Annotated in this window: 19 protein-coding genes; all 19 read left to right on the forward strand. The window is 40.6% G+C overall.

What is annotated here, in order from left to right; translation table 11 throughout:
• Positions 1–35: 35 nt before the first annotated feature.
• The 19 genes from HHO41_RS04355 to asd all read left to right on the forward strand — a co-directional run bounded on the left by HHO41_RS04355 (position 36) and on the right by asd (position 23,533).
• A complete protein-coding gene (locus HHO41_RS04355) occupies positions 36–1,739 on the forward strand; it encodes a proline--tRNA ligase (protein WP_169095857.1) in 1,704 nt (567 codons plus the stop codon).
• A gap of 480 nt (positions 1,740–2,219) precedes the next feature.
• Positions 2,220–6,485 carry a PolC-type DNA polymerase III gene (locus tag HHO41_RS04360; RefSeq protein WP_481747083.1) on the forward strand — a complete coding sequence of 1,422 codons (4,266 nt, stop codon included), beginning with the start codon at positions 2,220–2,222 and terminating at the stop codon, positions 6,483–6,485.
• Positions 6,486–6,763: 278 nt separating this feature from the next.
• On the forward strand, positions 6,764–7,231 hold the full coding sequence (gene rimP, locus HHO41_RS04365; protein WP_169095861.1) for a ribosome maturation factor RimP: 468 nt from the start codon (positions 6,764–6,766) through the stop codon (positions 7,229–7,231).
• A 101-nt stretch (positions 7,232–7,332) separates the two neighbouring features.
• Complete coding sequence (nusA, locus tag HHO41_RS04370; RefSeq protein ID WP_169095863.1) at positions 7,333–8,460, forward strand: transcription termination factor NusA; 1,128 nt, start codon at positions 7,333–7,335, stop codon at positions 8,458–8,460.
• A 17-nt stretch (positions 8,461–8,477) separates the two neighbouring features.
• On the forward strand, positions 8,478–8,759 hold the full coding sequence (rnpM, locus tag HHO41_RS04375) for an RNase P modulator RnpM (RefSeq protein ID WP_169095865.1): 282 nt from the start codon (positions 8,478–8,480) through the stop codon (positions 8,757–8,759).
• Positions 8,759–9,061, forward strand: coding sequence for a YlxQ family RNA-binding protein (locus HHO41_RS04380; protein WP_169095867.1), 303 nt, complete (start codon positions 8,759–8,761; stop codon positions 9,059–9,061). Before rnpM ends, HHO41_RS04380 begins: the two co-directional genes overlap by 1 nt.
• A 19-nt stretch (positions 9,062–9,080) precedes the next feature.
• Entirely contained in the window at positions 9,081–11,321 is a 2,241-nt protein-coding gene (gene infB / locus HHO41_RS04385) for a translation initiation factor IF-2 (protein WP_169095869.1), read from the forward strand.
• On the forward strand, positions 11,321–11,602 hold the full coding sequence (locus HHO41_RS04390; protein WP_169095871.1) for a DUF503 domain-containing protein: 282 nt from the start codon (positions 11,321–11,323) through the stop codon (positions 11,600–11,602). The genes infB and HHO41_RS04390 overlap by 1 nt, the downstream gene beginning before the upstream one ends.
• Positions 11,603–11,618: 16 nt before the next feature.
• Positions 11,619–11,987, forward strand: coding sequence for a 30S ribosome-binding factor RbfA (gene rbfA / locus HHO41_RS04395; protein WP_169095873.1), 369 nt, complete (start codon positions 11,619–11,621; stop codon positions 11,985–11,987).
• A 245-nt stretch (positions 11,988–12,232) separates the two neighbouring features.
• Positions 12,233–13,156 (forward strand): tRNA pseudouridine(55) synthase TruB, encoded by a 924-nt coding sequence (truB, locus tag HHO41_RS04400; protein WP_169095875.1) that lies wholly within the window; start codon positions 12,233–12,235, stop codon positions 13,154–13,156.
• 26 nt (positions 13,157–13,182) lie between these two features.
• Complete coding sequence (ribF, locus tag HHO41_RS04405) at positions 13,183–14,130, forward strand: bifunctional riboflavin kinase/FAD synthetase (RefSeq protein WP_169095877.1); 948 nt, start codon at positions 13,183–13,185, stop codon at positions 14,128–14,130.
• 120 nt (positions 14,131–14,250) lie between these two features.
• Positions 14,251–14,520, forward strand: a complete 270-nt coding sequence (rpsO, locus tag HHO41_RS04410; protein WP_169095879.1) for a 30S ribosomal protein S15 — start codon at positions 14,251–14,253, stop codon at positions 14,518–14,520.
• Between the two features lie 444 nt (positions 14,521–14,964).
• Complete coding sequence (gene pnp, locus HHO41_RS04415) at positions 14,965–17,085, forward strand: polyribonucleotide nucleotidyltransferase (RefSeq protein WP_169095881.1); 2,121 nt, start codon at positions 14,965–14,967, stop codon at positions 17,083–17,085.
• A 423-nt stretch (positions 17,086–17,508) separates the two neighbouring features.
• A complete protein-coding gene (locus HHO41_RS04420) occupies positions 17,509–18,459 on the forward strand; it encodes a polysaccharide deacetylase family protein (RefSeq protein WP_169095883.1) in 951 nt (316 codons plus the stop codon).
• A gap of 130 nt (positions 18,460–18,589) precedes the next feature.
• Positions 18,590–19,825, forward strand: coding sequence for a M16 family metallopeptidase (locus HHO41_RS04425; protein ID WP_169095885.1), 1,236 nt, complete (start codon positions 18,590–18,592; stop codon positions 19,823–19,825).
• 568 nt (positions 19,826–20,393) lie between these two features.
• Positions 20,394–20,642: a YlmC/YmxH family sporulation protein gene (locus HHO41_RS04430; RefSeq protein WP_169095887.1), complete on the forward strand. Its 249-nt coding sequence runs from the start codon at positions 20,394–20,396 to the stop codon at positions 20,640–20,642.
• A 152-nt stretch (positions 20,643–20,794) separates the two neighbouring features.
• Positions 20,795–21,697 (forward strand): dipicolinic acid synthetase subunit A, encoded by a 903-nt coding sequence (dpaA, locus tag HHO41_RS04435; protein WP_169095889.1) that lies wholly within the window; start codon positions 20,795–20,797, stop codon positions 21,695–21,697.
• Positions 21,694–22,287, forward strand: coding sequence for a dipicolinate synthase subunit B (dpaB, locus tag HHO41_RS04440; protein WP_169095891.1), 594 nt, complete (start codon positions 21,694–21,696; stop codon positions 22,285–22,287). Before dpaA ends, dpaB begins: the two co-directional genes overlap by 4 nt.
• A gap of 190 nt (positions 22,288–22,477) precedes the next feature.
• Positions 22,478–23,533 (forward strand): aspartate-semialdehyde dehydrogenase, encoded by a 1,056-nt coding sequence (gene asd / locus HHO41_RS04445; RefSeq protein WP_169095893.1) that lies wholly within the window; start codon positions 22,478–22,480, stop codon positions 23,531–23,533.
• Positions 23,534–23,579 lie beyond the last annotated feature (46 nt).

A 23,579-nucleotide genomic window follows, 5' to 3' on the forward strand; every position in this document is an offset into this window, starting at 1 on the left:
CGGTCGCTTCACTTTAAAATTAGAGGTGCTATGAAATGAAACAGAGTATGACATTTATTCCTACCTTGCGTGAAGTACCTGCGGATGCAGAAATTAAAAGCCATCAATTGTTATTACGTGCTGGCTTCATGCGCCAAAATGCTAGCGGGATATATAGCTATCTACCGTTAGCCAAAAAGGTTCTCCAAAAAATTGAAACGATTGTTCGTGAAGAAATGGATGCAACTGGTGCAGTTGAACTGTTAATGCCTGCGCTTCAGCAAGCTGAATTATGGCAGGAGTCTGGTCGTTGGTATACATATGGTCCAGAATTAATGCGCATGAAGGACCGCCATGAACGCGAATTTGCGTTAGGAGCGACCCATGAAGAAGTCATTACCAGTCTTGTTCGTGATGAGGTAAAATCCTATAAACGTTTACCATTATCCTTATATCAAATTCAAACAAAGTTCCGTGATGAAAAGCGTCCTCGTTTTGGATTGTTACGTGGTCGCGAATTTATTATGAAGGATGGATATTCCTTCCACTCTTCACAAGAAAGCCTAGATGAGGTTTATGCTGCGATTTATCAAGCATACTCAAATATTTTCTCGCGCTGTGGCTTGAATTTCCGCGCAGTTATTGCTGACTCAGGGGCAATGGGTGGTAAGGATACTCATGAATTCATGGTCTTATCAGATGTCGGTGAAGATACAATCGCCTATTCAGATACCAGTGATTATGCAGCCAATATTGAGATGGCACCGGTCGTCAAAACTTATGAAAAGTCTACTGAGGCACCGATCGGTCTTGAAAAAATAAAAACAGAAAATCAACGAACGATTGAAGAAGTGGCAGCATTCTTAAACGTGCAGCCAGAGCAATGCATTAAATCATTAATGTTTAAAATTGACGATAAATATGTACTAGTACTTGCGCGTGGCGACCACGAAATCAATGATATTAAATTGAAAAATCTATTTGAAGCAGGTTCAGTCGAATTAGCCGATGCTGAAGAAACAGCAGAAATCCTTGGCTGTCCAGTAGGTTCACTTGGACCAATCGGTGTTGAAAACGTTGAAATTGTTGCTGACCATGCCGTGGCTGCAGTTGTAAACGGGGTTTGTGGTGCGAATGAAGAACACTACCATTATTTGAATGTTAATCCTGAACGTGATTTTAATGTATCACAATATGCCGACCTCCGCTTTATCCAAGTTGGCGATCCATCCCCAGACGGAAAAGGATCGATTCTGTTTGCAGAAGGTATCGAAGTTGGTCACGTCTTCAAGCTGGGCACACGTTACAGCGAAGCGATGAATGCTACGTACCTTGATGAAAATGGCAAAGCCCAACCAATGATTATGGGATGTTATGGAATTGGTGTTTCCCGGACGATGGCTGCCGTGGCAGAACAATTTAACGATGAAAAAGGGCTAGTTTGGCCAGTAAAGGTTGCACCATTCGATGTTCATCTCATTCCTGTCAACATGAAGGATGGCGACCAAGCTGGTTTAGCTGAAGAACTATATAGTCTATTAAAACAAAACCGTTTTGATGTCTTGCTTGATGATCGGATTGAACGACCAGGTGTAAAATTTGCCGATTCGGATTTAATTGGTTTGCCTGTTCGCGTAACAGTTGGGAAAAAAGCCAATGAAGGAATTGTTGAAGTAAAGGTTCGCAAAACAGGTGAAGTACTTGAAATTGCGAAGGATGAGTTAGTAGAACGCTTAACACAACTCTTACAAACACTTTAATTATGGATACTCGTCATTTTTATGGCGAGTTTTTCTTTTAGTGTCTAGCACAAGGTGCCTTGCGCTTTTCTTAGTAAGGAAACTTCTGTTAAAAAATCCTACGTTTTTCCGAGACACCATTATGTTATAATAGCATTTGTTCTATTATATTTAACTTTTAGCTGTGTTAAAGCTTAGTGTTGATTATTCGCAAGTTGATTGGAGCGGAAGGCACGAAGACTCCTGCGGGAGTAGCTGGTATGGGAGACCCCGCAGGCGCGAATGCGCCGAGGAGGCTCCCAACTAGCCCCGCGGAAAGCGAAGTGCCTGAAGCGGAAATCAACATTCTTGTTTAACACAGCAAACTTTTAAAAACATAGATTAGATTCTAGCTCCAGCACCTTAAGAGGGTGCTTGCGCTTTTCATAAAGGGAGTGAGGAGATTTGAGTGATTCGAAAGGGAAAAAGGAGCGTTTTAAGCTTCTCCTGCAGCAGCTGGAAATGACCGAGGATGCAATTGTCAGATACTTTGAACATGCGCAATTGCAAAAAGTAGTCGTCGATCGTGATTCGAGCAAATATCATTTTCATTTTTTATTAGAAAAAATCCTGCCGGCTACGATTTACCAATTACTTGCTGCCAGATTACAAAGTACGTTTTCGTATATTGCCAAGTCATCTACTTTCTCGATGCAAGTGTTGGATTCACAATTCCAGCCTGAATTGGCACAAGAATACTGGAAATTATGTGTGCAAGAACTCGACGGAATGTCTCCTCCAACCCAAAAGCTTCTACATGAACAAACGCCAAATGTAATGGGAAATAAGCTGTTGATTAAGGTTCATAATGAGCCTGAAGGTCTAAATATTAAAAATAAATATTCTGGTCTTATTTCTACTATCTATACATCGTTTGGTTTTCCCCAGTTAATGTTAGATACGGAAGTATCACATGATTCTACTAAAGTTGAAATGTTCATGAAGCAAAAGGAGAAGGAAGATCAAGAAAAAGCGTTATTAGCGTTAGTTGAAATGCAGAAAAAAGATTCTGAGAAGGCTTCTGGCGGTGGTGAGGCAGAACAAAGCGGACCACTTATGGTCGGTCTAACGATTAAGGATGATGCCGACTTCCGCAAACTAGAAGATATTAATGAAGAAGAACGTAGAATTGCTGTGGAAGGTTATGTCTTTGCCGCCGAAACGAAGGAATTGCGGAGTGGGCGGACGCTGTTAACTTTTAAAATTACAGATTACACCAGTTCCATCATGGTCAAAATGTTCTCTCGTGACAAGGAAGACGCTGCACTATTCGAACGGGTGAAAAAAGGAATGTGGCTGAAGGTGCGTGGTAGTGTTCAAAACGACACCTTTGTGCGTGACCTTGTTATGATTGGGAATGACCTCAATGAAATAAAACCAATCCAGCGAAAAGATACATCACCAGATGATGAAAAACGCGTTGAACTTCATCTTCACACACCGATGAGCCAAATGGATGCTGTTACTTCTGTCGGCACCTTAATTGCCCAAGCCAAAAAATGGGGTCATAAAGCAATCGCTGTGACTGACCATGCAGGTGCTCAATCATTCCCTGAAGCTTTTGGTGCTGGTAAGAAAAATGATATTAAAATTTTATATGGAGTTGAAGCTAATCTAGTCGATGATGGAGTGCCAATCGCATACAATGATGCCCATCGGTTCCTTGCCGAGGATACTTATGTTGTTTTTGACGTTGAAACAACTGGACTATCAGCTTACTACAATACAATCATCGAGCTAGCGGCGGTGAAAATTCGGGGCGGGGAGATTATCGATCGCTTTGAATCATTTGCCAATCCACACCATCTGCTATCAGCGACGACGATTAATTTGACTGGAATTACGGATGATATGGTGCAAACTGCACCAGAAGTCGCCGAAGTGCTCGAGAAATTTCATACATGGGTTGATGATGCTGTATTAGTTGCCCATAATGCATCCTTTGATATGGGCTTTCTCAATGTAGGCTATCAAAAGATGGGCTATGAAAAAGCAAAGAACCCGGTAATTGATACATTAGAACTTGGTCGTTTTTTGTATCCGGAATTGAAAAACCACCGTTTAAATACGCTAGCTAAAAAGTTTGATATTGAATTAACCCAACATCACCGTGCGATTTATGATGCAGAAGCAACGGGATATTTGATGATAAAAATGTTAAAGGATGCGGCCGAAAAGGGTATCGAGTACCATGACCAGTTTAATGAGAATATGGGGAAAGGTAACGCCTATCAGCGTGCCCGTCCTTATCATTGCACACTGCTCGCTCAAACTGAAGCAGGTTTAAAAAATCTATTTAAGCTTATATCGATTGCGCACATTCAGTATTTTTATCGGGTACCGCGCATTCCGAGATCTGTGCTTCAAAAATACCGTGAAGGCATTTTAGTTGGCTCGGCCTGCGATAAAGGTGAGGTCTTTGAAGGGATGATGCAAAAATCCCCAGATGAAGTCGAACCAGTGGCAGCGTTCTATGATTATTTAGAGGTAATGCCAAAGCCGATATATGCTCCGCTCATTGAAATGGAGTTAGTCCGCAATGAACGAGATCTTGAACAGATTATCGGCAATATCGTCGCATTAGGCGACAAATTGGGGATTCCTGTAGTCGCGACGGGAAACGTCCATTATTTAAATGAGAATGATAAAATTTATCGCAAAATCTTAATTAATTCGCAAGGTGGCGCGAACCCGTTAAACCGCCATGAGCTACCTGATGTGCATTTCCGGACGACAAATGACATGCTAAAGGAATTTAGTTTCCTTGGAGCCGAGAAGGCCAAGGAAATTGTCGTGACAAATACAAATAAGGTTGCTGACATGATTGATGTCATCAAGCCAATTAAGGACGACCTGTATACACCGAAAATTGAAGGCGCCGATGAAGAAATGCGCGAAATGAGTTATGCGATGGCTCGTAAAATTTACGGCGATACTCTTCCAGAAATTGTTGAGGCCAGGTTAGAAAAAGAATTAAAAAGTATTATCGGACACGGATTTGCGGTTATTTATTTGATTTCCCATAAGCTCGTAAAAAAATCATTGGATGATGGCTATCTCGTTGGTTCGCGGGGGTCGGTTGGTTCTTCATTTGTAGCCACGATGACCGAGATCACGGAGGTAAACCCATTACCGCCGCACTATGTGTGCCCTACTTGCAAACAATCCGAGTTTTTCAATGATGGTTCGGTTGGTTCAGGTTATGACTTGCCTGATAAGGATTGTCCAAATTGCGGCGCTAAATACAAAAAAGATGGACAGGATATTCCGTTTGAAACTTTCCTAGGTTTCAAAGGGGACAAGGTTCCCGATATCGATCTTAACTTTTCCGGTGAGTACCAGCCACGGGCCCATAACTATACAAAGGTTTTATTCGGTGAAGAATATGTTTATCGTGCTGGAACGATTGGAACAGTTGCTGACAAAACAGCATTTGGCTATGTTAAAGCCTATCAGCAAGACAATAATTTACAAATTCGCGGCGCTGAAGTTGAGCGTTTAGCTTCAGGCTGTACGGGTGTAAAGCGAACGACAGGACAGCATCCAGGGGGGATTATTGTTATCCCGGATTATATGGATGTTTATGACTTTACACCGATTCAATTCCCAGCCGATGATCGAAATTCGGAATGGAAAACGACCCATTTTGATTTCCATTCGATTCATGATAATGTGCTAAAACTTGATATACTCGGACACGACGATCCGACCGTGATTAGGATGCTCCAGGATTTAAGCGGAATTGACCCTAAAACGATTCCTACCGACGACCCTGTAGTGATGAAAATTTTTAGTGGGACTGAATCGCTTGGAGTAACCGAAGAACAAATTATGTGTAAAACAGGAACCTTAGGTATTCCGGAATTCGGTACACGCTTTGTAAGGCAGATGCTCGAGGATACGAAGCCAACAACATTCTCTGAGCTCGTGCAGATTTCAGGCTTATCACACGGTACAGACGTATGGCTTGGTAATGCCCAGGAATTAATTCAGCAAAAAATTTGTAATCTAAGCGAAGTAATCGGCTGTCGTGATGATATTATGGTTTATTTAATTTATCAGGGCTTAGAGCCATCTTTTGCTTTTAAAATTATGGAATCGGTTCGTAAAGGTAAAGGTTTAAGTGATGAAATGGAAGAAGAAATGCGCCGAAACGAAGTACCGGAATGGTATATTGATTCCTGCAAAAAGATAAAATATATGTTCCCGAAGGCGCATGCCTCCGCATACGTATTAATGGCTGTGAGGATTGCTTACTTTAAAGTCCATCATCCACTGCTTTATTACGCAGCGTATTTTACCGTACGGGCTGAGGATTTTGATTTGGATGCAATGGTACGTGGTTCTCAATCCATTCGTGCAAAGATCGAAGAAATCAATAATAAAGGCTTAGAAGCTTCTACAAAAGAGAAAAACCTTTTAACCGTCATGGAGCTAGCGCTAGAAATGTGTGAACGTGGCTACTCATTTGGGAAGGTAGATTTATACCGATCAAGTGCCAGTGACTTTATTATTGATGGAAATTCATTAATTCCACCATTTAATGCAATCCCTGGTTTAGGTACGAACGTAGCCTTAAACATTGTCAAAGCACGGGAGGAAGGCGAATTCCTTTCGAAAGAAGATTTACAACAGCGAGGTAAGGTATCTAAAACACTGATCGAATTCCTCGATAACCATGGCTGCTTAGGAAACTTGCCGGACCAAAATCAATTATCGTTATTTTAGAACGGTGTCTAGTAGAAGCGCCTTACGCTTTACTTTTTACCAACAAAAAACAACTCAAATATCTTGACAAATGTTGATTTAGCAATCTTTCCATTTGCAATAAAAAATGGGTTATGGTATAGTTTTAGTGGAAATACTTTAGATAACTCTCGCAAACAAGAGTGGGGCAACCTACTCTTTTGTTGTGTCTACATGTTTTTCATTGGAAATTTCTAGTTATTTAGGATTTTTTTGCGAGTCCTTTTAGCATTTTTTTCAAAGGAGGGATCAGATAACTTATGAGCAAAGTGGCTGAAGTTGTGGAAGGAATGGTTACCCCAATCTTAGCTGAAATCGGTTTAGAATTGGTTGACATTGAGTACGTAAAAGAAGGAAGAGATTATTTCTTGCGCGTATTTATTGATAAAGAAGCTGGTGTTGATATCGAGGAATGTGGGATAGTCAGTGAAAAATTAAGCGAAAAGCTCGATGAAGTTGATCCAATTCCACATAATTATTTTTTAGAGGTTTCATCACCAGGTGCGGAACGACCGCTTAAAAAAGACAAGGATTTTACAAATGCAATTGGCAAGAATGTTTTTATCAAAACATATGAACCAATTGACGGTGAAAAAACCTTTGAAGGACAATTAACTCATTTTGATGGTGAAACGGTAATCGTCGAAGTAAAGATTAAAACACGTAAGAAAAAGATTGAGATACCTTATGTCAAAATCGCAAATGCCCGTTTAGCTGTGACATTCTAGAATCGGTGACTAAGGGTGCGAATGACCATTTAATTTTTATATGAAGTAAGCATTTTTAAAAAAGAGGTATTTTTATTCAGTTAAAAGGGGGATACGCTCAAATGAGCAGTGAATTGTTAGATGCTCTAACCTTGCTTGAAAAGGAGAAAGGCATTTCTAGGGACGTTTTGATTGATGCGATTGAAGCAGCCCTTGTATCCGCTTATCGCCGGAATTTTAATCAAGCACAAAACGTTCGGATTGATCTTAATCTTGAAACAGGTTCTATGCGCGTTTTTGCACGTAAAGAAGTGGTTGAAGAAGTTTTTGACCCACGCTTGGAAATTTCGATTGAAGAAGCACAACGGATTAATCCAAACTATCAAGAAGAAGACGTAGTGGAAATGGAAGTAACTCCAAAGGACTTTGGTCGTATTGCTGCCCAAACTGCGAAGCAAGTAGTAACACAACGCGTTCGTGAAGCAGAACGTGGCATCATTTATTCCGAATTTATTGATCGTGAAGAAGACATTATGACCGGAATCGTCCAACGTCAAGATGCGAAATTTATTTATGTTAGTCTCGGGAAAATTGAAGCAATTTTACCAGCTAATGAACAAATGCCGAATGAGCGTTATAAGCCGCATGATCGCATAAAGGTATTTATTACAAAGGTTGAAAAAACAACTAAAGGTCCGCAAATTTTCGTATCACGAACACACCCTGGTTTGTTAAAGCGTTTGTTTGAGATTGAAGTGCCGGAAATATATGATGGGACAGTAGAAATTAAATCGGTTGCCCGTGAAGCGGGAGATCGTTCTAAAATCTCTGTTCACTCAGATAATCCTGAAGTTGATCCAGTCGGCTCATGTGTTGGACCAAAGGGAACACGGGTTCAAGCGATTGTAAACGAGTTAAAAGGCGAAAAAATCGATATTGTCAAATGGTCAAATGATCCAGTTGTGTTTGTAGCAAATGCATTAAGCCCTTCTAAAGTGCTCGACGTACATGTTAATGAAAATGACAAAGCAACAACAGTGGTTGTTCCAGATTATCAGCTTTCATTAGCAATTGGAAAACGAGGTCAAAATGCTCGTTTAGCTGCAAAATTAACTGGTTGGAAAATTGACATTAAATCTGAGACAGAGGCAAGAGAAAAAGGAATTTATCCGCGTGAAGAAGCACTGTTGACTTATACGCCAGACGACGATGATGATTCCGATTTTGATTTTGCAGATGATTTGGATTAAATAAGAGGTGAATGATCGTGAACAAACCTAAAAAAGTTCCGATGCGAAAATGCATTGCGACAGGTGAAATGAAGCCAAAAAAAGATCTCGTTCGCATCGTTCGCTCAAAGGAAGGCGAAGTTTCGATTGATCCAACCGGCAAAAAATCTGGTCGGGGAGCTTATCTTTCCAAAGAAAAAGAAGCTGTAATATTAGCCAAGAAGAGAAATATTTTAGCCAATCATTTACAAGTTTCTATTGATGATTCTTTATATGATGAGTTACTAGATTTGATCGAGAAGGAGAAACGACTTTCCTAATGAACTCTAAATTGTGGATGTCATTACTTGGCTTAGCAAATCGAGCACGGAAAATTACATCTGGAGAAGAATTATCCGTCAAAGAAATTCGGAGTGGTAAAGCAAAACTTGTCTTATTAGCAGCGGATTCGTCCGCGAATACATCTAAAAAAATCACTGATAAATGTAATTCCTATCACGTTCCTTTGAAAATCGTAGAAAATCGTTATTTATTGGGGAAAGCTATAGGAAAAGAGGCCCGCGTCGTGGTAACTGTATTAGACGAAGGATTTGCAAAAAAACTGCTTACATTGCTCGATTAATTTTAGCGGGGGTGAAAGAATGAGTAAAATACGCGTATACGAATATGCAAAAAAGCATAATGTGTCAAGCAAAGACATTATCGCTAAACTAAAAGAAATGAATATAGAGGTAACAAACCATATGGCAACAATTGAGGACGAAACAGTTCAAAAGTTAGAAGGAATTTATAATTCAAACAAAGACACAAAACCTGCACAAAAAAGCTCGAAGCCGCAAAGTTCACAGCAAATGGGGAACAAACAATCATCTAAACCACAAGGTAATAAACCACAGCCGCAAGTAGTTCCTAAAACGAAAGCAAGTGCGTTTGAAGATGATGATAAAAACGTGGCTCCTTCAAAAGTAGTGAAGGTTCAAAGTGGTCCACCGAAACGTGACAACAAACCACAAGGCTTTCAAGCAAAAAATAAAAATAATAATAACAGAGGAAAATCAAATTTCCAAAATAGAGGTAAACAACAACAAACTCATCAAGCTCATCAGCAACAACCGAGAAAAGAAAGAGAACTGCCTGCAAAGATTACTTTTACAGAGTCTTTAACAGTTGCAGAACTTGGTAAAAAGCTGCATCGTGAGCCATCTGAAATTATTAAAAAGCTGTTTATGCTTGGTGTTATGGCGACCATCAACGTGGAACTAGATAAAGATTCAATTGAATTAATTTGTGGCGATTACGGGGTTGAGGTTGAAGAAGAAATTAAAATTGATACAACTGACCTCGAGGTTTATTTCACAGAAGATACTGCTGAAAACATGATCGAGAGACCATCAGTTGTAACGATTATGGGTCACGTTGACCATGGTAAAACGACGCTACTCGATTCTATCCGTCATACAAAGGTAACTGAAGGCGAAGCTGGCGGTATCACTCAGCATATCGGAGCTTATCAGGTTGTTGAAAACGGAAAGAAAATTACTTTCCTTGATACTCCTGGACATGCTGCCTTCACAACGATGCGTGCTCGTGGTGCCAAAATTACTGATATCACGATTCTAGTAGTTGCAGCAGATGATGGTGTTATGCCACAAACAGTTGAAGCGATTGCCCATGCCAAAGCAGCAGAGGTACCAATCATTGTTGCTGTTAATAAAATGGATAAACCGGCTGCTAATCCAGACCGCGTTATGCAGGAATTAACAGAGCACGGTCTTGTCCCTGAAGCTTGGGGTGGAGAAACGATTTTCGTTCAGCTATCTGCAAAAACAGGCGAAGGAATTGACAATCTGCTTGAAATGATTCTATTAGTAAGCGAAGTAGAAGAATGGAAGGCAAATCCGAATCGCCATGCTATCGGAACTGTCATTGAAGCCCAGCTTGATAAAGGCCGTGGCTCAGTTGCGACATTATTAGTTCAAAACGGTACCTTAAAAATCGGTGACCCAATTGTTGTCGGAAACACTTTTGGCCGTGTGCGTGCTATGGTAAATGATAAAGGACGCCGCGTCAAAGAAGCAGGTCCATCAACACCAGTTGAAATTACTGGTTTAAATGATGTGCCTCAGGCCGGAGATCGCTTTGTTGTCTTTGATGATGAAAAAACAGCTCGTCAAATTGGGGAAGCTCGTGCTTCAGTAGCCCTTCAAGCATCTCGTGGTGAAAAGACTCGCGTAAGTCTTGATAATTTGTTTGAACAAATGAAACAAGGCGAAATGAAAGATCTTAATGTCATCATTAAAGCCGACGTTCAAGGTTCAGCAGAAGCTCTTGCTGCATCGCTTATGAAAATTGACGTAGAAGGCGTAAATATTAAAATTATCCACCAAGCGGTTGGGGCCATTAATGAATCAGATGTTACGCTTGCTGCAGCATCTAATGCCATTGTCATTGGCTTTAACGTTCGCCCTGATGTTAATGCAAAGCGTGCTGCTGATGAAGAAAAGGTTGATGTTCGTCTGCACCGCATTATTTATAAAGTGATTGAAGAAATTGAAGCAGCAATGAAAGGGATGCTTGACCCTGAATACCAAGAAAAAATCATCGGACAAGCGACAGTTCGCCAAACCTTTAAAGTATCAAAAATTGGTACGATTGCTGGCTCATACGTTACCGATGGGAAAATTACGAGAGACAGTGGCGTTCGTGTCATTCGTAACGGTGTCGTAGTCTTTGAAGGTGAAATTGATGCGTTAAAACGTTTCAAGGACGATGTTAAAGAGGTAAGCCAAGGGTATGAATGTGGTATTACCGTTAAAAACTATAATGATTTGAAAGAAGAAGATGTAATCGAAGCATACATTATGGAAGAAGTGGAACGTTAATGATAGTTGGCTTAGCCAATTGTGAATGCATCATTTATGATGCTCATTCATTAAAAGAAAAACGAGCTGTACTTCTCCGAATTCTTTCAAGACTTAAACAAAAATACAATGTGTCTGTTGCAGAGGTTGATTATCAGGATGTTTGGCAACGAACAAAAATTTCCATTGCTGCTGTTGCCTCTGCAAAGGTTGCAGTTGAAAAAGAGCTGCAAAATGCATTGCGGTTAATCGATTCATTCCCAGAAATTGAACGAACCATAACCGATATAGAGTGGCTTTAATAATGAGGTGAAAAGCATGAGCCTTAGAGCAAATCGTGTTGGAGAACAGATGAAAAAGGAGCTTGGCGATATTATCGGAAGAAAAATCAAGGATCCTCGGATCGGTTTTGTAACGGTAACTGACGTCGAAGTTTCTGGCGATCTCCAGCAAGCCAAGGTATTTATATCAGTATTAGGAGATGAAACGCAACGCGAAAATACGTTAAAAGGTCTCGCAAAAGCCAAAGGCTTTATTCGCACAGAGATCGGTCAACGGATTCGTTTGCGCAAAACTCCAGAGATTATTTTTGAGTTTGATGAATCAATCGATTACGGAAATCGAATTGAAACATTATTACACGAAATTCACGAGGAAGATAAACAAAAGCATACAGACGGGGAATAATTGTTTACTCTTCCCAACACTAAGAAAGGCTGACTTCGTTTAAGTCAGCCTTTTTCAAGTAAAAATTATGTTAAAGGAAGGTTGATTGGAACGGAGGGCGCGAAGACTCCTGCGGGAGTACGGGGCAGGGGAGACCCCACAGGCGCTTTAGCGCCGAGGAGGCTCCCCGCTACCGCCCGCGGAAAGCGAAGCGCCCGGAGTAGAAAACAACCTTCCTCGAGCATTTTTAGTAAGGAGGCTTACAAATGGAAGGAATTTTACCGCTCTATAAACCAACTGGATTAACCTCACACGATTGTATTTTTAAGCTGCGAAAAATCCTGCACATGAAACGAATTGGTCATACCGGAACACTCGACCCTGAAGTTGATGGAGTGCTTCCAATCTGTCTTGGTCGTGCAACAAAAGTAGCTGAGTACATAACCGATGCTGGGAAAACATATGAAGGTGAAGTGACGATTGGTTTTGCCACTACCACGGAAGATGCAACCGGTGAGACGGTGGCTGAAACAAAGCTTAATCGTACAGTGAGCCGAAATGAAATCCTGGATGTCCTAACATCATTAACTGGTGAAATCACCCAGACACCACCCATGTATTCCGCTGTAAAAGTAAACGGGAAACGACTATATGAATATGCCAGACAAGGAATAGAAGTAGAACGTCCATCGCGAAAAATAACGATATACTCGCTTGAATTACTAGACGATCGAGACGAATTTCAAGGAGATACGATAACGTTTCGGTTTCGAGTTGCCTGCAGCAAAGGGACATACGTCAGAACGTTAGCAGTAATGATTGGAGAAAAACTAGGCTTTCCGGCCCATATGTCCAAATTGACAAGAATCCAATCGGCAGCATTTACGCTTGAAGACTGTTTTACTTTTGCGCAAATCGAGGAAATGGTCGCCAATGGAACCTTTATGAATGCGCTGAAACCTCTAGAAGTTGGGCTTTCTTATTTGCCGAAATTGTCTATAAATGATAAATTAGCAGAGAAAGTAAAAAACGGAGCAGTTTTGCCGATCCCAGCAAACTTCGCTGACGTAACAGGTCCAATTGTTATCGAAACGGAGCAAGGGAGAGCATTGGCAATCTACAAGCCACATTCGCAAAAACCGGGCATGATGAAGCCAGAAAAAGTTCTCCGTAACGATGCTGAGATTTAGGAAAGTTGTAGAAAAGGTGAGTTTTTGTGAAAGTTATTAAGATTAATCATCCTCATCAATATCAACCAGAAAGTTTTCCAAAAATGGCGATGGCACTTGGTTATTTTGATGGGGTTCATTTAGGACATCAAAGTGTGATCAAGGAAGCAAAGGCAAAGGCTAATGAGTTTGGTTGGAAAAGCGCCGTTATGACCTTTGATCCACACCCATCCGTTGTACTTGGTAAAAGCGAGCAACGCGTAACTTATTTAACACCACTTGAGGATAAAATAGACATCATTAAAGAGTTAGGCATTGACTTTTTGTTCATTGTTCATTTTACGACAGAGTTTGCCAGCCTTTTGCCCCAGGAATTTATTGATCAATACGTTATTGCTTTAAATGTAGGTCATGTAATCGCTGGTTTTGACTTTGCTTATGGGCGCATGGGTAAAGGGAATATGGAGACGATACCGTTCCATTCAAGAGGTCAATTTGGAGCAACAGTGGTACCGAAATTTGCCTTAGGTGAGGAAAAAGTAAGCACGACGCTGATTCGTACCGAGCTTAAAGTAGGAAACGTAGATCGCTTGCCAACATTATTGGGAAGATTTTATACGACAACCGGAACGGTTGAACATGGAGAAAAGCGTGGCAGAACGATTGGGTTTCCGACGGCAAACATTGATGTCAGTGAAGATTATCTGCTTCCGCCAACCGGAGTTTATGCTGTCCGTTTAAAAATTGGTCAATCGTGGTATGCTGGAGTATGTAATCGAGGTTACAAACCGACGTTCCATCAGGAATTAAACAAGCAAACGATTGAGGTTCATCTGTTTGATTTTTCTGGGGATATATACGGTCAAATCGTAACGGTCGAATGGCATCTTCGCCTTCGCAGTGAGCAAAAATTCGCGGGAATACAAGAGCTTGTGACACAAATCGAACAGGATAAGCAAAATGCCCTTTCGTACTTTATGCACAATTCTATTTAGAACTTGCTTTTTGTCAAAAAAAGATGTATTCTAATAAACGTATGACGAACCTTTGCTTGGCAATACGACTCACCGACGTTTGCTCAGTAATAGGGGATTATTAAATAGGAGGTGAACAGGATGGCAATCACTCAAGAACGCAAAAACGAACTTATCAATGAGTTCAAAACTCATGAATCAGATACTGGTTCTCCAGAAGTTCAAATCGCTGTCCTTACAGAATCGATTAACAATTTGAACGACCATTTGCGTACGCACAAGAAGGATCATCACTCACGTCGTGGTCTTTTGAAAATGGTAGGTAAACGTCGTAACCTACTAACATACCTACGTAACAAAGACGTTCAACGTTACCGTGTGTTAATCAACAAGCTTGGTTTACGTCGATAGTCAACAGAAGCGGGATTTTTTCCCGCTTTTTTGTTATTGTAAAATGCTTTATTATTTTAGGGAAATCCTGTAAATTATACATATTTTTACGGCTATTTTAAGGAACATAAATAATGGTCATAATAGTAAGAAAAGCGAAAGCGGCTTGGTAGGGGCGACAGGCACAAGACGATCCCTGCAGGAAATCCAGATTTCCGAAAGGGATTGGCTTGTGACCCGAGCCCCTAGCCGCTTGCGCTAGACAACAAGAAAAGCGAAAGCTCACTTTACTTCGTGATTTAGCTTTTTCTTTTCATGTGCAAATATTCGCTTCGAGGGTAAAATCTCGATTCACATAAAATAACTGCGATAATTACCTTTTGAAAGCAAAAGGATAATGATAATAGTAAAGGATAGGTCCTTACCACCATATTCTGGTGGTACTGGTAGAGAGGGGTAAAAAGTATGGGTCAAGAAAAACAAGTATTTTCGATAAATTGGGCTGGCCGGACATTATCTGTAGAAATTGGACAACTTGCCAAACAAGCAAATGGTGCGGCATTAGTTCGCTACGGTGATACAGTTGTGTTAAGCACAGCGACAGCATCAAAAGAGCCAAAGCCATTAGACTTCTTTCCGCTTACAGTTAATTATGAAGAAAGACTATATGCGGTAGGAAAAATTCCGGGGGGCTTTATTAAACGGGAAGGTCGTCCAAGTGAAAAAGCCATTTTGGCGAGCCGTTTAATTGACCGACCAATTCGTCCATTATTTGCTGACGGTTTCCGAAATGAAGTTCAAGTTGTCAGTATTGTCATGAGCGTGGATCAGGATTGTTCGTCTGAAATGGCAGCAATGTTTGGTTCTTCATTAGCGTTAAGCGTTTCCGATATTCCTTTTGAAGGGCCAATTGCGGGTGTTGTGGTTGGACGTGTCGAAGGTGAGTTTGTGATCAATCCAACCGTAGAACAATCGGAAAAAAGCGATATGCATTTATCTGTTGCCGGAACAAAGGATGCCATCAACATGGTTGAAGCTGGTGCAAAGGAAGTACCAGAAGAGGTTATGCTTGAAGCCATTATGTTCGGCCATGAAGAAATCAAGCGTTTAATTGCTTTCCAAGAGGAAATTGTAGCCAAAGTCGCTAAAGAAAAAATTGAAATCACTTTATTTGAAGTTGATAAAGAGCTTGAAGCAGAAATTCGTGATTTAAGTGAGCAGGAAATGGTTGCTGCGATACAAGTTCAAGAAAAGCATGCTCGTGAGGCTGCGATTAAAGCTGTTAAGGAAAAGGTCCTTGCAAAGTATGTAGAAAGCGAAGCAGAAGCTGATGTACTTAAGCAAGTTAAGCAAATCCTTGATAAAATTGTTAAAGGTGAAGTTCGCCGTTTAATCACGGTCGAAAAGGTCCGTCCTGACGGTCGTAAACCAGATGAAATTCGCCCGTTATCCTCTGAAGTTGGCTTATTGCCACGTACTCATGGTTCAGGTCTTTTCACTCGTGGTCAAACACAAGCGTTAAGTATTTGTACACTTGGTGCCTTAGGTGATGTGCAAATTTTAGATGGACTAGGAATTGAAGAGGAAAAACGCTTCATGCATCATTATAATTTCCCTAATTTCAGTGTTGGGGAAACTGGTCCAATGCGTGGACCTGGCCGTCGTGAAATTGGTCATGGAGCATTAGGTGAGCGTGCACTTGAACCGATTATTCCTGATGAAAAAGATTTCCCATATACTGTTCGTCTTGTTTCAGAGGTGCTTGAATCAAATGGTTCGACTTCACAGGCAAGTATTTGTGCAAGTACATTGGCGATGATGGATGCCGGTGTTCCGATTAAAGCGCCAGTTGCCGGAATTGCGATGGGACTTGTTAAATCAGGAGAGCATTATACAATCTTAACTGATATTCAAGGTATGGAAGACCATTTGGGTGATATGGACTTTAAAGTAGCAGGAACAGCTAAAGGTGTAACTGCGCTTCAAATGGATATAAAAATCGATGGTCTATCTCGTGAAATTTTAGAAGAAGCACTTCAACAAGCGAAAAAAGGTCGCATGCATATTCTCGAGTCAATGCTAAGTACAATTGCACAGCCTAAAGAAGAGCTTTCTAAATATGCACCAAAAATCTTAACCATTCATATTAACCCAGACAAAATCCGTGATGTTATTGGACCAAGCGGTAAACAAATCAATAAGATTATTGAAGAAACTGGCGTAAAAATTGATATCGAGCAAGATGGAACAGTCTTCATTTCATCAACAAATGAAGAAATGAACCAAAAGGCGAAGAAGATTATTGAAGATATCGTTCGCGAAGTTGAAGTAGGACAAATGTACCTTGGTAAAGTAAAACGAATTGAAAAGTTTGGTTGCTTTGTGGAAATTTTTGCTGGTAAAGATGGCCTCGTTCACATTTCTGAGCTTGCTGAAGAACGAATTGGAAAAGTGGAGGACGTTGTTGCTATCGGTGACGAACTTCTCGTTAAAGTAACTGAAATCGATAAACAAGGTCGTGTCAACCTATCTCGCAAAGCTGTTCTCAAAGAACAACGCGAACAGAGAGAACAAGCACAACAATAAATAAAAGCGGAAGCGACCGTTCAGCGGCGTATGGACTGGAGCACATCGACTGAGATAAAGGAAACACGAAGAGCGGAAGCGATTCGATGTTGACTTATCGTAGGGAGGTGGGCGAAGTCCACTAGACGCTGGTCGCTGGAGCTGGATAAATAAAAGCGGAAGCGGCTTGACCAGGAGCGACAGGCATAAGACGAATCACGCAAGAGATGATAATCTCTGGAGTGATTTGGCTTATGACCCCGAGCTCCTAGCCACTGGAGCTAGATAAATAAAAGCGGAAGCGACCGTTCAGCGGCGTTTAGCCTTTCGCTAGATATAAACATTGAAAAAGTCAGGGGCCTCCCTGGCTTTTTCAAGTTATCGGATGCCTTTGTTCTACCTTGTCCCGTCACTTCATACTTTAAAGATGAAGGGGGCCTGTTTATGAGAATAATCAAGGTGATATTAATCGTAACATTTACAACATTATGTATTGTATATAATCCGATTTCTGATCGATATGTTTCCTTATTAAAAGGGGAAACCGTACAGGTCGATAAACATAGTAATCCACTGTATGAGGAAATAATAAAAAAGAGCAAACTATATGAAGTTGCGGCTGCTGATGCCAAAATAGATCCGATTTGGAAGGCAATCCCTGGCTATAACGGTCGTGTTGTTGATATAGAAGCATCCTATAAGAAGATGAAGAAACAAGGAGAATTTTCCGAAGATAAGTTGATATTTAAACAAACAAAGCCAAAAATTCATCTTCAAGATTTACAAGCTGCACCAATCTATCGAGGCAATCAGGAAAAACCGATGGTAGCATTCATTATTAATGTTGCTTGGGGAAATGAATATTTGCCAGACATGCTTGCCACCTTGAAAAAACATAACGTCAAAACAAGCTTTTTTCTTGAAGGTCGATGGGCGAAGGAAAATCCCGATTTGACAAAAATGATTTATGAAGCAGGTCATGAAATCGGAAATCATTCTTATACTCATCCGGACATGAAAAACTTATCAGTTGCAGAAATAAAAAATCAATTACAAAAAACAAATGACGTAATAAAAGCAACAACAGGACAAGTACCAAAATGGTTCGGGCCACCAAGCGGCAGCTATCGTGACGATGTCGTCAAAATTGCCGATGTTATGGGCCTTGGTACGATTATTTGGAGTGTAGATACAATTGATTGGCAAAGACCGGCTCCGGATGTAATCATCCAGCGGGTTGAATCGAAAGTCCATCCAGGTGCACTCATTCTCATGCATCCAACAGCTCCAACCGCTAAGGCGCTCGACCGTCTTATTACGGTCATGGAACAAAAAAATTTACAAATTGGAACAGTTTCAGATACCTTAAGTGAAAATCGAATTGGATCAAATTAACTTGTAAAATACATCATTTTGGAAAAAAAAATCATAATAAGTTATACTTATTAAATAGTTGGATCGGTTTTTATTTTATTAAGCGCTAACAAGCTGCCGCGTCCGCTTTTCGACGACTGGAGGAGTTTCTTTGATTACAAAATATACTTGTCAAAATGGAATAAGAGTGGTGTTAGAAAATATTCCAACAGTAAGATCTGTTGCCATTGGGATTTGGATTGGCACTGGATCAAGAAATGAAACCCCCGAATTAAACGGGATATCACATTTTTTAGAGCATATGTTTTTCAAAGGGACAAAAACGAGATCTGCCAGAGAGATTGCTGAATCATTTGATAGCATCGGCGGTCAAGTAAATGCATTTACGTCTAAAGAGTACACTTGCTATTATGCAAAGGTATTAGATACACATGCCCCATTTGCTTTGGAAGTATTGGCAGATATGTTTTTCAACTCAACGTTTGATGAAGAAGAATTACTTAAAGAAAAAAATGTTGTATATGAAGAAATAAAAATGTATGAGGATACTCCAGACGATATCGTTCATGATTTGCTTAGTAAAGCAGTGTATCAGAATCACCCGCTTGGTTATCCTATTCTTGGAACTGAAGACACCTTACAAACCTTTACTGGTGATACGTTGAAACAATACATGAAAGATGCCTACACACCAGAAAATGTGGTTATTTCAATAGCAGGAAATATTTCTGACGCTTTTATTAAGGAAGTTGAGTCATATTTTGGCTCATATCAAGGTCAAAGAGCCGTTCAACTTGATCAAAAGCCAAGCTTTAACACCAACCAAATTACTCGTAAAAAAGAAACAGAACAAGCCCATTTATGCATTGGTTTCGATGGACTACAGGTTGGTCATGATGATATTTATGAACTTATTGTCTTAAATAATATTCTAGGTGGTAGCATGAGCAGCCGCTTGTTCCAAGAGGTTCGTGAACAGCGAGGGCTTGCTTATTCTGTATTCTCCTATCATTCAGCCTATCAGGATAGTGGAGTTGTAACCATTTATGGTGGTACAGGAGCAAAGCAGCTTGATGTTTTGTTTGAAACCATTCAAGACACCTTATCTAAATTAAAGCAAAACGGCATCACCGAAAAAGAACTAAATAATAGTAAAGAGCAGCTTAAAGGTAGCTTAATGCTTAGTCTTGAGAGCACCAACAGCCGCATGAGCCGTAATGGTAAAAATGAGCTTCTGTTAAGTCGTCATCGTTCACTCGATGAGATTATCGAGCAAATTGATCTTGTCACAAAAGCTGAAGTTGACAAAATGGCCAATAATATTTTTAATGATCAATATTCATTAGCACTGGTAAGCCCAGACGGCGAACCGCCAAAAACAAAATAGTATTTTTGAGGTCGAACGACGTGTCAATACTGGCACGTCATTTTTTTGTGGTCAGTATTGGGGGAATCGTGCCCGAGAAGAGTGAAAAACTGAGCTAGCGGTAACGATAGGTCAACTATCGTGCCCGTAAAGGGGGAAAAATCAGGCTAGCGGTAACGATAGCGCCGTAATCGTGCCCGTGAAGGGGGAAAAATCAGGCTAGCGGTAACGAAAGCGCCGTAATCGTGCCCGTGAAGTGCGAAAAAAGAAGCTAGCGGTAACGATAGGTTAATTATCGTGCCCGTGAAGTGCGAAAAACTGAGCTAGCGGTAACGATAGGTCAACTATCGTGCCCGTGAAGTGCGAAAAACTGAGCTAGCGGTAACGATAGGTCAACTATCGTGCCCGTGAAATGCAAAAAATGAAGCTAGTGGTAACGAAAGCGCCGTAATCGTGCCCCCTGAACAGCAAAAAAACATCTAGTGGTAACGATAACCCTCCCAATCGTGCAAATACACTCTATTTCTAGTCTAAAACCCCACGTGATTTGATACATATATATAAAGGACAATGAAACGGGGGCAATGGTATGAAGCTAAGTGACTTAAGCGGAAAAGAAATCGTTGATGTGAAGCGGGCGGAACGTTTGGGGGTTTTGGGCCAAACTGACCTGGAAATAAATGAGCAAACAGGACAAATCGAAGCACTGCTCATTCCAACCTTAAAATGGTTTGGACTGAGGAAACAAGGCAATGAAGTTCGTGTCCCCTGGCGTCATATTAAAAAGATCGGCACTGATATGATCATTATTGATATACCTGATGAAGAAATTGAATAACAAAATAAAGCTGAAAAGCTATCCAAAAAGACAGGGTCTTAAGACCCTGTCTTTTTTATGTTAGAAAATCACCGATTCACAACAACTATCATAAAATACTGAAGTTAAACCAATTACTGTTTGGATTTTAGAAAAAGTAGGTGATTATTCTCATGCTGACAGGGTTGCAAATCGCAGTCATTGGCGGCGATGCAAGACAGCTCGAGATCATCAGAAAACTGACTGAAATGGATGCAAAGCTCTCGCTAATTGGTTTTGAACAGCTTGATCATGCTTTCACAGGAGCAGTTAAAGAAAAAATCGATGATCTGGATTTTTCCACTATGGATGCATTAATACTGCCTGTTCCAGGTACGACTCTGGAAGGACATATAGAAACAATATTCTCAAATGAAAAGGTTGTTTTGAATGAAGCGATGCTTGCCCAAACACCTGAACACTGCATCGTCTATTCCGGAATCAGTAATGCGTATTTGAACGGGATCATCAAATCGACTAACCGGCGTCTAGTTCAATTGTTTGAGCGGGATGATGTTGCGATTTATAATTCAATTCCAACAGTCGAGGGGACAATTATGCTGGCAATACAGCATACTGATTTTACGATTCATGGTTCAAGTATAGTGGTATTGGGATTAGGAAGGGTTGGAATGAGTGTCGCCCGAACATTCCATGCACTTGGTGCGAAGGTGAAAGTTGGCGCAAGGCGGAGCGAACATATTGCTCGAATCACGGAAATGGGCCTAACACCATTTGTATTAAAGGATATTCATCAATTTGTAAAAGATACGGATATTTGTATCAATACGATTCCTCATCAAATCGTTACAGCCTCTGTTATTGCTAATATGCCTGCTCATACGTTGATTCTTGATTTAGCTTCAAAACCGGGAGGGACTGATTTTCGCTATGCAGAAAAAAGAGGGATTAAAGCGATACTGGCCCCTGGCTTGCCAGGAATTGTTGCCCCTAAAACTGCTGGGCAAATCCTTGCCAATGTCCTGACCCAACTGCTAAAGGATGACCTTATGAATCGGAAGGGGAAAGCAAAATGAGTTTGAAAGGGAAACGAATTGGATTTGGGATAACTGGATCCCATTGCACCTATGAAGAAATCTATCCGGAAATAGAAAAACTAGTGAAAGCAGGCGCCGAGGTTTTGCCTGTGGTCACATTTACCGTAAAGAATACCGACACACGATTTGGCAAAGGTGAGGACTGGATTGCCAAAATTGAAGCAGTAACCGGAAATAAAGTGATTGATTCAATTGTTAAAGCAGAACCACTTGGTCCACGAATTCCACTTGATTGTATGGTCATTGCGCCATTAACCGGTAATTCAATGAGCAAATTTGCCAATGCGATGACTGACAGCCCCGTCCTGATGGCTGCAAAAGCAACGCTACGTAACGGCAAACCGGTGGTGCTCGGAATTTCCACAAATGATGCCTTGGGTCTAAATGGCGTTAATTTGATGAGATTGATGACGACAAAAAATATTTATTTTATTCCGTTTGGTCAGGATGATCCGGTTAAAAAACCAAATTCAATGGTAGCAAGAATGTCATTGACTGATCAAACGATTTTAGCGGCAATAGAAGGTAGACAGCTCCAACCTGTGTTAGTTGAAAAATACCTGGACTAAACAGAATCTTCGTACTTTTCAAGTAAACCTATAAAAAATTTGATTCCTTAATGAACTCATTATGTTAAAATAAATGATAATATAAATGATGACGGTAGTCCTTTAAAGAATGAAAGGCGCCGTCTCTACCATTCATCGTAATAAATGCATGAAAAATCATACTTATTGACACAGGAAGGGGACTCTATCCATGAGCCAAACTAAAGGTTACAATGTCGCAGTTGTTGGTGCAACTGGGGCGGTAGGACAACAAATGATTCAAACACTGGAAAACAGAAATTTTCCAATCGCAAAATTAACATTACTTTCTTCAGCACGTTCTGCTGGTAAAACTGTAACTTTCAAAGGCGAAGAAATTACTGTACAAGAAGCTAAGCCTGAGAGCTTTGAGGGAATTGATATTGCTTTATTTAGCGCAGGTGGGAGTGTATCATTAGAGCTTGCGCCTGAGGCAGCAAAACGCGGTGCTATTTGTGTGGACAACACAAGTGCTTTCCGTATGGACCCTAATGTTCCACTTGTCGTACCTGAGGTTAATGAAGCTGACCTTCACGAGCATAATGGGATTATTGCTAATCCAAACTGTTCAACGATTCAAATGGTCGTTGCGTTAGAACCAATCAGACAAAAATATGGTTTAAATAAAGTGATCGTTTCAACGTATCAAGCTGTGTCCGGATCTGGTGCTGTGGCAATCGAAGAATTACAAGAACAAACGAAATCAATCGTTAATGGTGAAGCGTTTGAACCAAAAATTCTCCCAGTAAAATCAGATAAAAAACATTATCAAATTGCCTTCAATGCGATTCCGCAAATTGATAAATTCCAAGACAACGGTTATACGTATGAAGAAATGAAAATGATCAATGAAACTAAGAAAATTATGCACTTACCAGAGCTAGCTGTGGCAGCAACTTGTGTCCGTATTCCTGTGGCAACAGGGCACTCTGAAACGGTTTATTTTGAAATTGGCGAGTCAGGTGTTCAAGCATCAGAAATCAAGGCATTATTAGAAAATGCGCCAGGAATTGTCCTTCAAGATGATCCTAGCGAGCAAATTTATCCTATGCCTGCAGATTGTATTGGTAAAAATGATGTATTTGTTGGACGTATTCGCAATGATTTAGATGAAGAAAAAGGCTTCCACATGTGGGTGGTTTCCGATAACCTTCTAAAAGGTGCAGCATGGAACTCAGTTCAAATAGCAGAAAGCTTAATTAAATTAGGATTAGTGACGGAAAAATAATCATTCTATTCAACCAAACCTGCTGCACAGTTTTTAAGTCTTGTTT

The organism is Bacillus sp. DNRA2, assembly GCF_012843265.1.
GTDB lineage: Bacteria > Bacillota > Bacilli > Bacillales > Cytobacillaceae > Bacillus_BU.

Excerpts from the sequence above, each read along its gene's own strand:
- HHO41_RS04355 (WP_169095857.1), top strand. The coding sequence starts at position 36 with ATGAAACAGAGTATGACATTTATTCCTACCTTGCGTGAAGTACCTGCG.
- HHO41_RS04360 (WP_481747083.1), top strand. The coding sequence starts at position 2,220 with ATGACCGAGGATGCAATTGTCAGATACTTTGAACATGCGCAATTGCAA.
- rimP (WP_169095861.1), top strand. The coding sequence starts at position 6,764 with ATGAGCAAAGTGGCTGAAGTTGTGGAAGGAATGGTTACCCCAATCTTA.
- nusA (WP_169095863.1), top strand. The coding sequence starts at position 7,333 with ATGAGCAGTGAATTGTTAGATGCTCTAACCTTGCTTGAAAAGGAGAAA.
- HHO41_RS04380 (WP_169095867.1), top strand. The coding sequence starts at position 8,759 with ATGAACTCTAAATTGTGGATGTCATTACTTGGCTTAGCAAATCGAGCA.
- infB (WP_169095869.1), top strand. The coding sequence starts at position 9,081 with ATGAGTAAAATACGCGTATACGAATATGCAAAAAAGCATAATGTGTCA.
- HHO41_RS04390 (WP_169095871.1), top strand. The coding sequence starts at position 11,321 with ATGATAGTTGGCTTAGCCAATTGTGAATGCATCATTTATGATGCTCAT.
- rbfA (WP_169095873.1), top strand. The coding sequence starts at position 11,619 with ATGAGCCTTAGAGCAAATCGTGTTGGAGAACAGATGAAAAAGGAGCTT.
- truB (WP_169095875.1), top strand. The coding sequence starts at position 12,233 with ATGGAAGGAATTTTACCGCTCTATAAACCAACTGGATTAACCTCACAC.
- rpsO (WP_169095879.1), top strand. The coding sequence starts at position 14,251 with ATGGCAATCACTCAAGAACGCAAAAACGAACTTATCAATGAGTTCAAA.
- pnp (WP_169095881.1), top strand. The coding sequence starts at position 14,965 with ATGGGTCAAGAAAAACAAGTATTTTCGATAAATTGGGCTGGCCGGACA.
- HHO41_RS04420 (WP_169095883.1), top strand. The coding sequence starts at position 17,509 with ATGAGAATAATCAAGGTGATATTAATCGTAACATTTACAACATTATGT.
- HHO41_RS04430 (WP_169095887.1), top strand. The coding sequence starts at position 20,394 with ATGAAGCTAAGTGACTTAAGCGGAAAAGAAATCGTTGATGTGAAGCGG.
- dpaA (WP_169095889.1), top strand. The coding sequence starts at position 20,795 with ATGCTGACAGGGTTGCAAATCGCAGTCATTGGCGGCGATGCAAGACAG.
- dpaB (WP_169095891.1), top strand. The coding sequence starts at position 21,694 with ATGAGTTTGAAAGGGAAACGAATTGGATTTGGGATAACTGGATCCCAT.
- asd (WP_169095893.1), top strand. The coding sequence starts at position 22,478 with ATGAGCCAAACTAAAGGTTACAATGTCGCAGTTGTTGGTGCAACTGGG.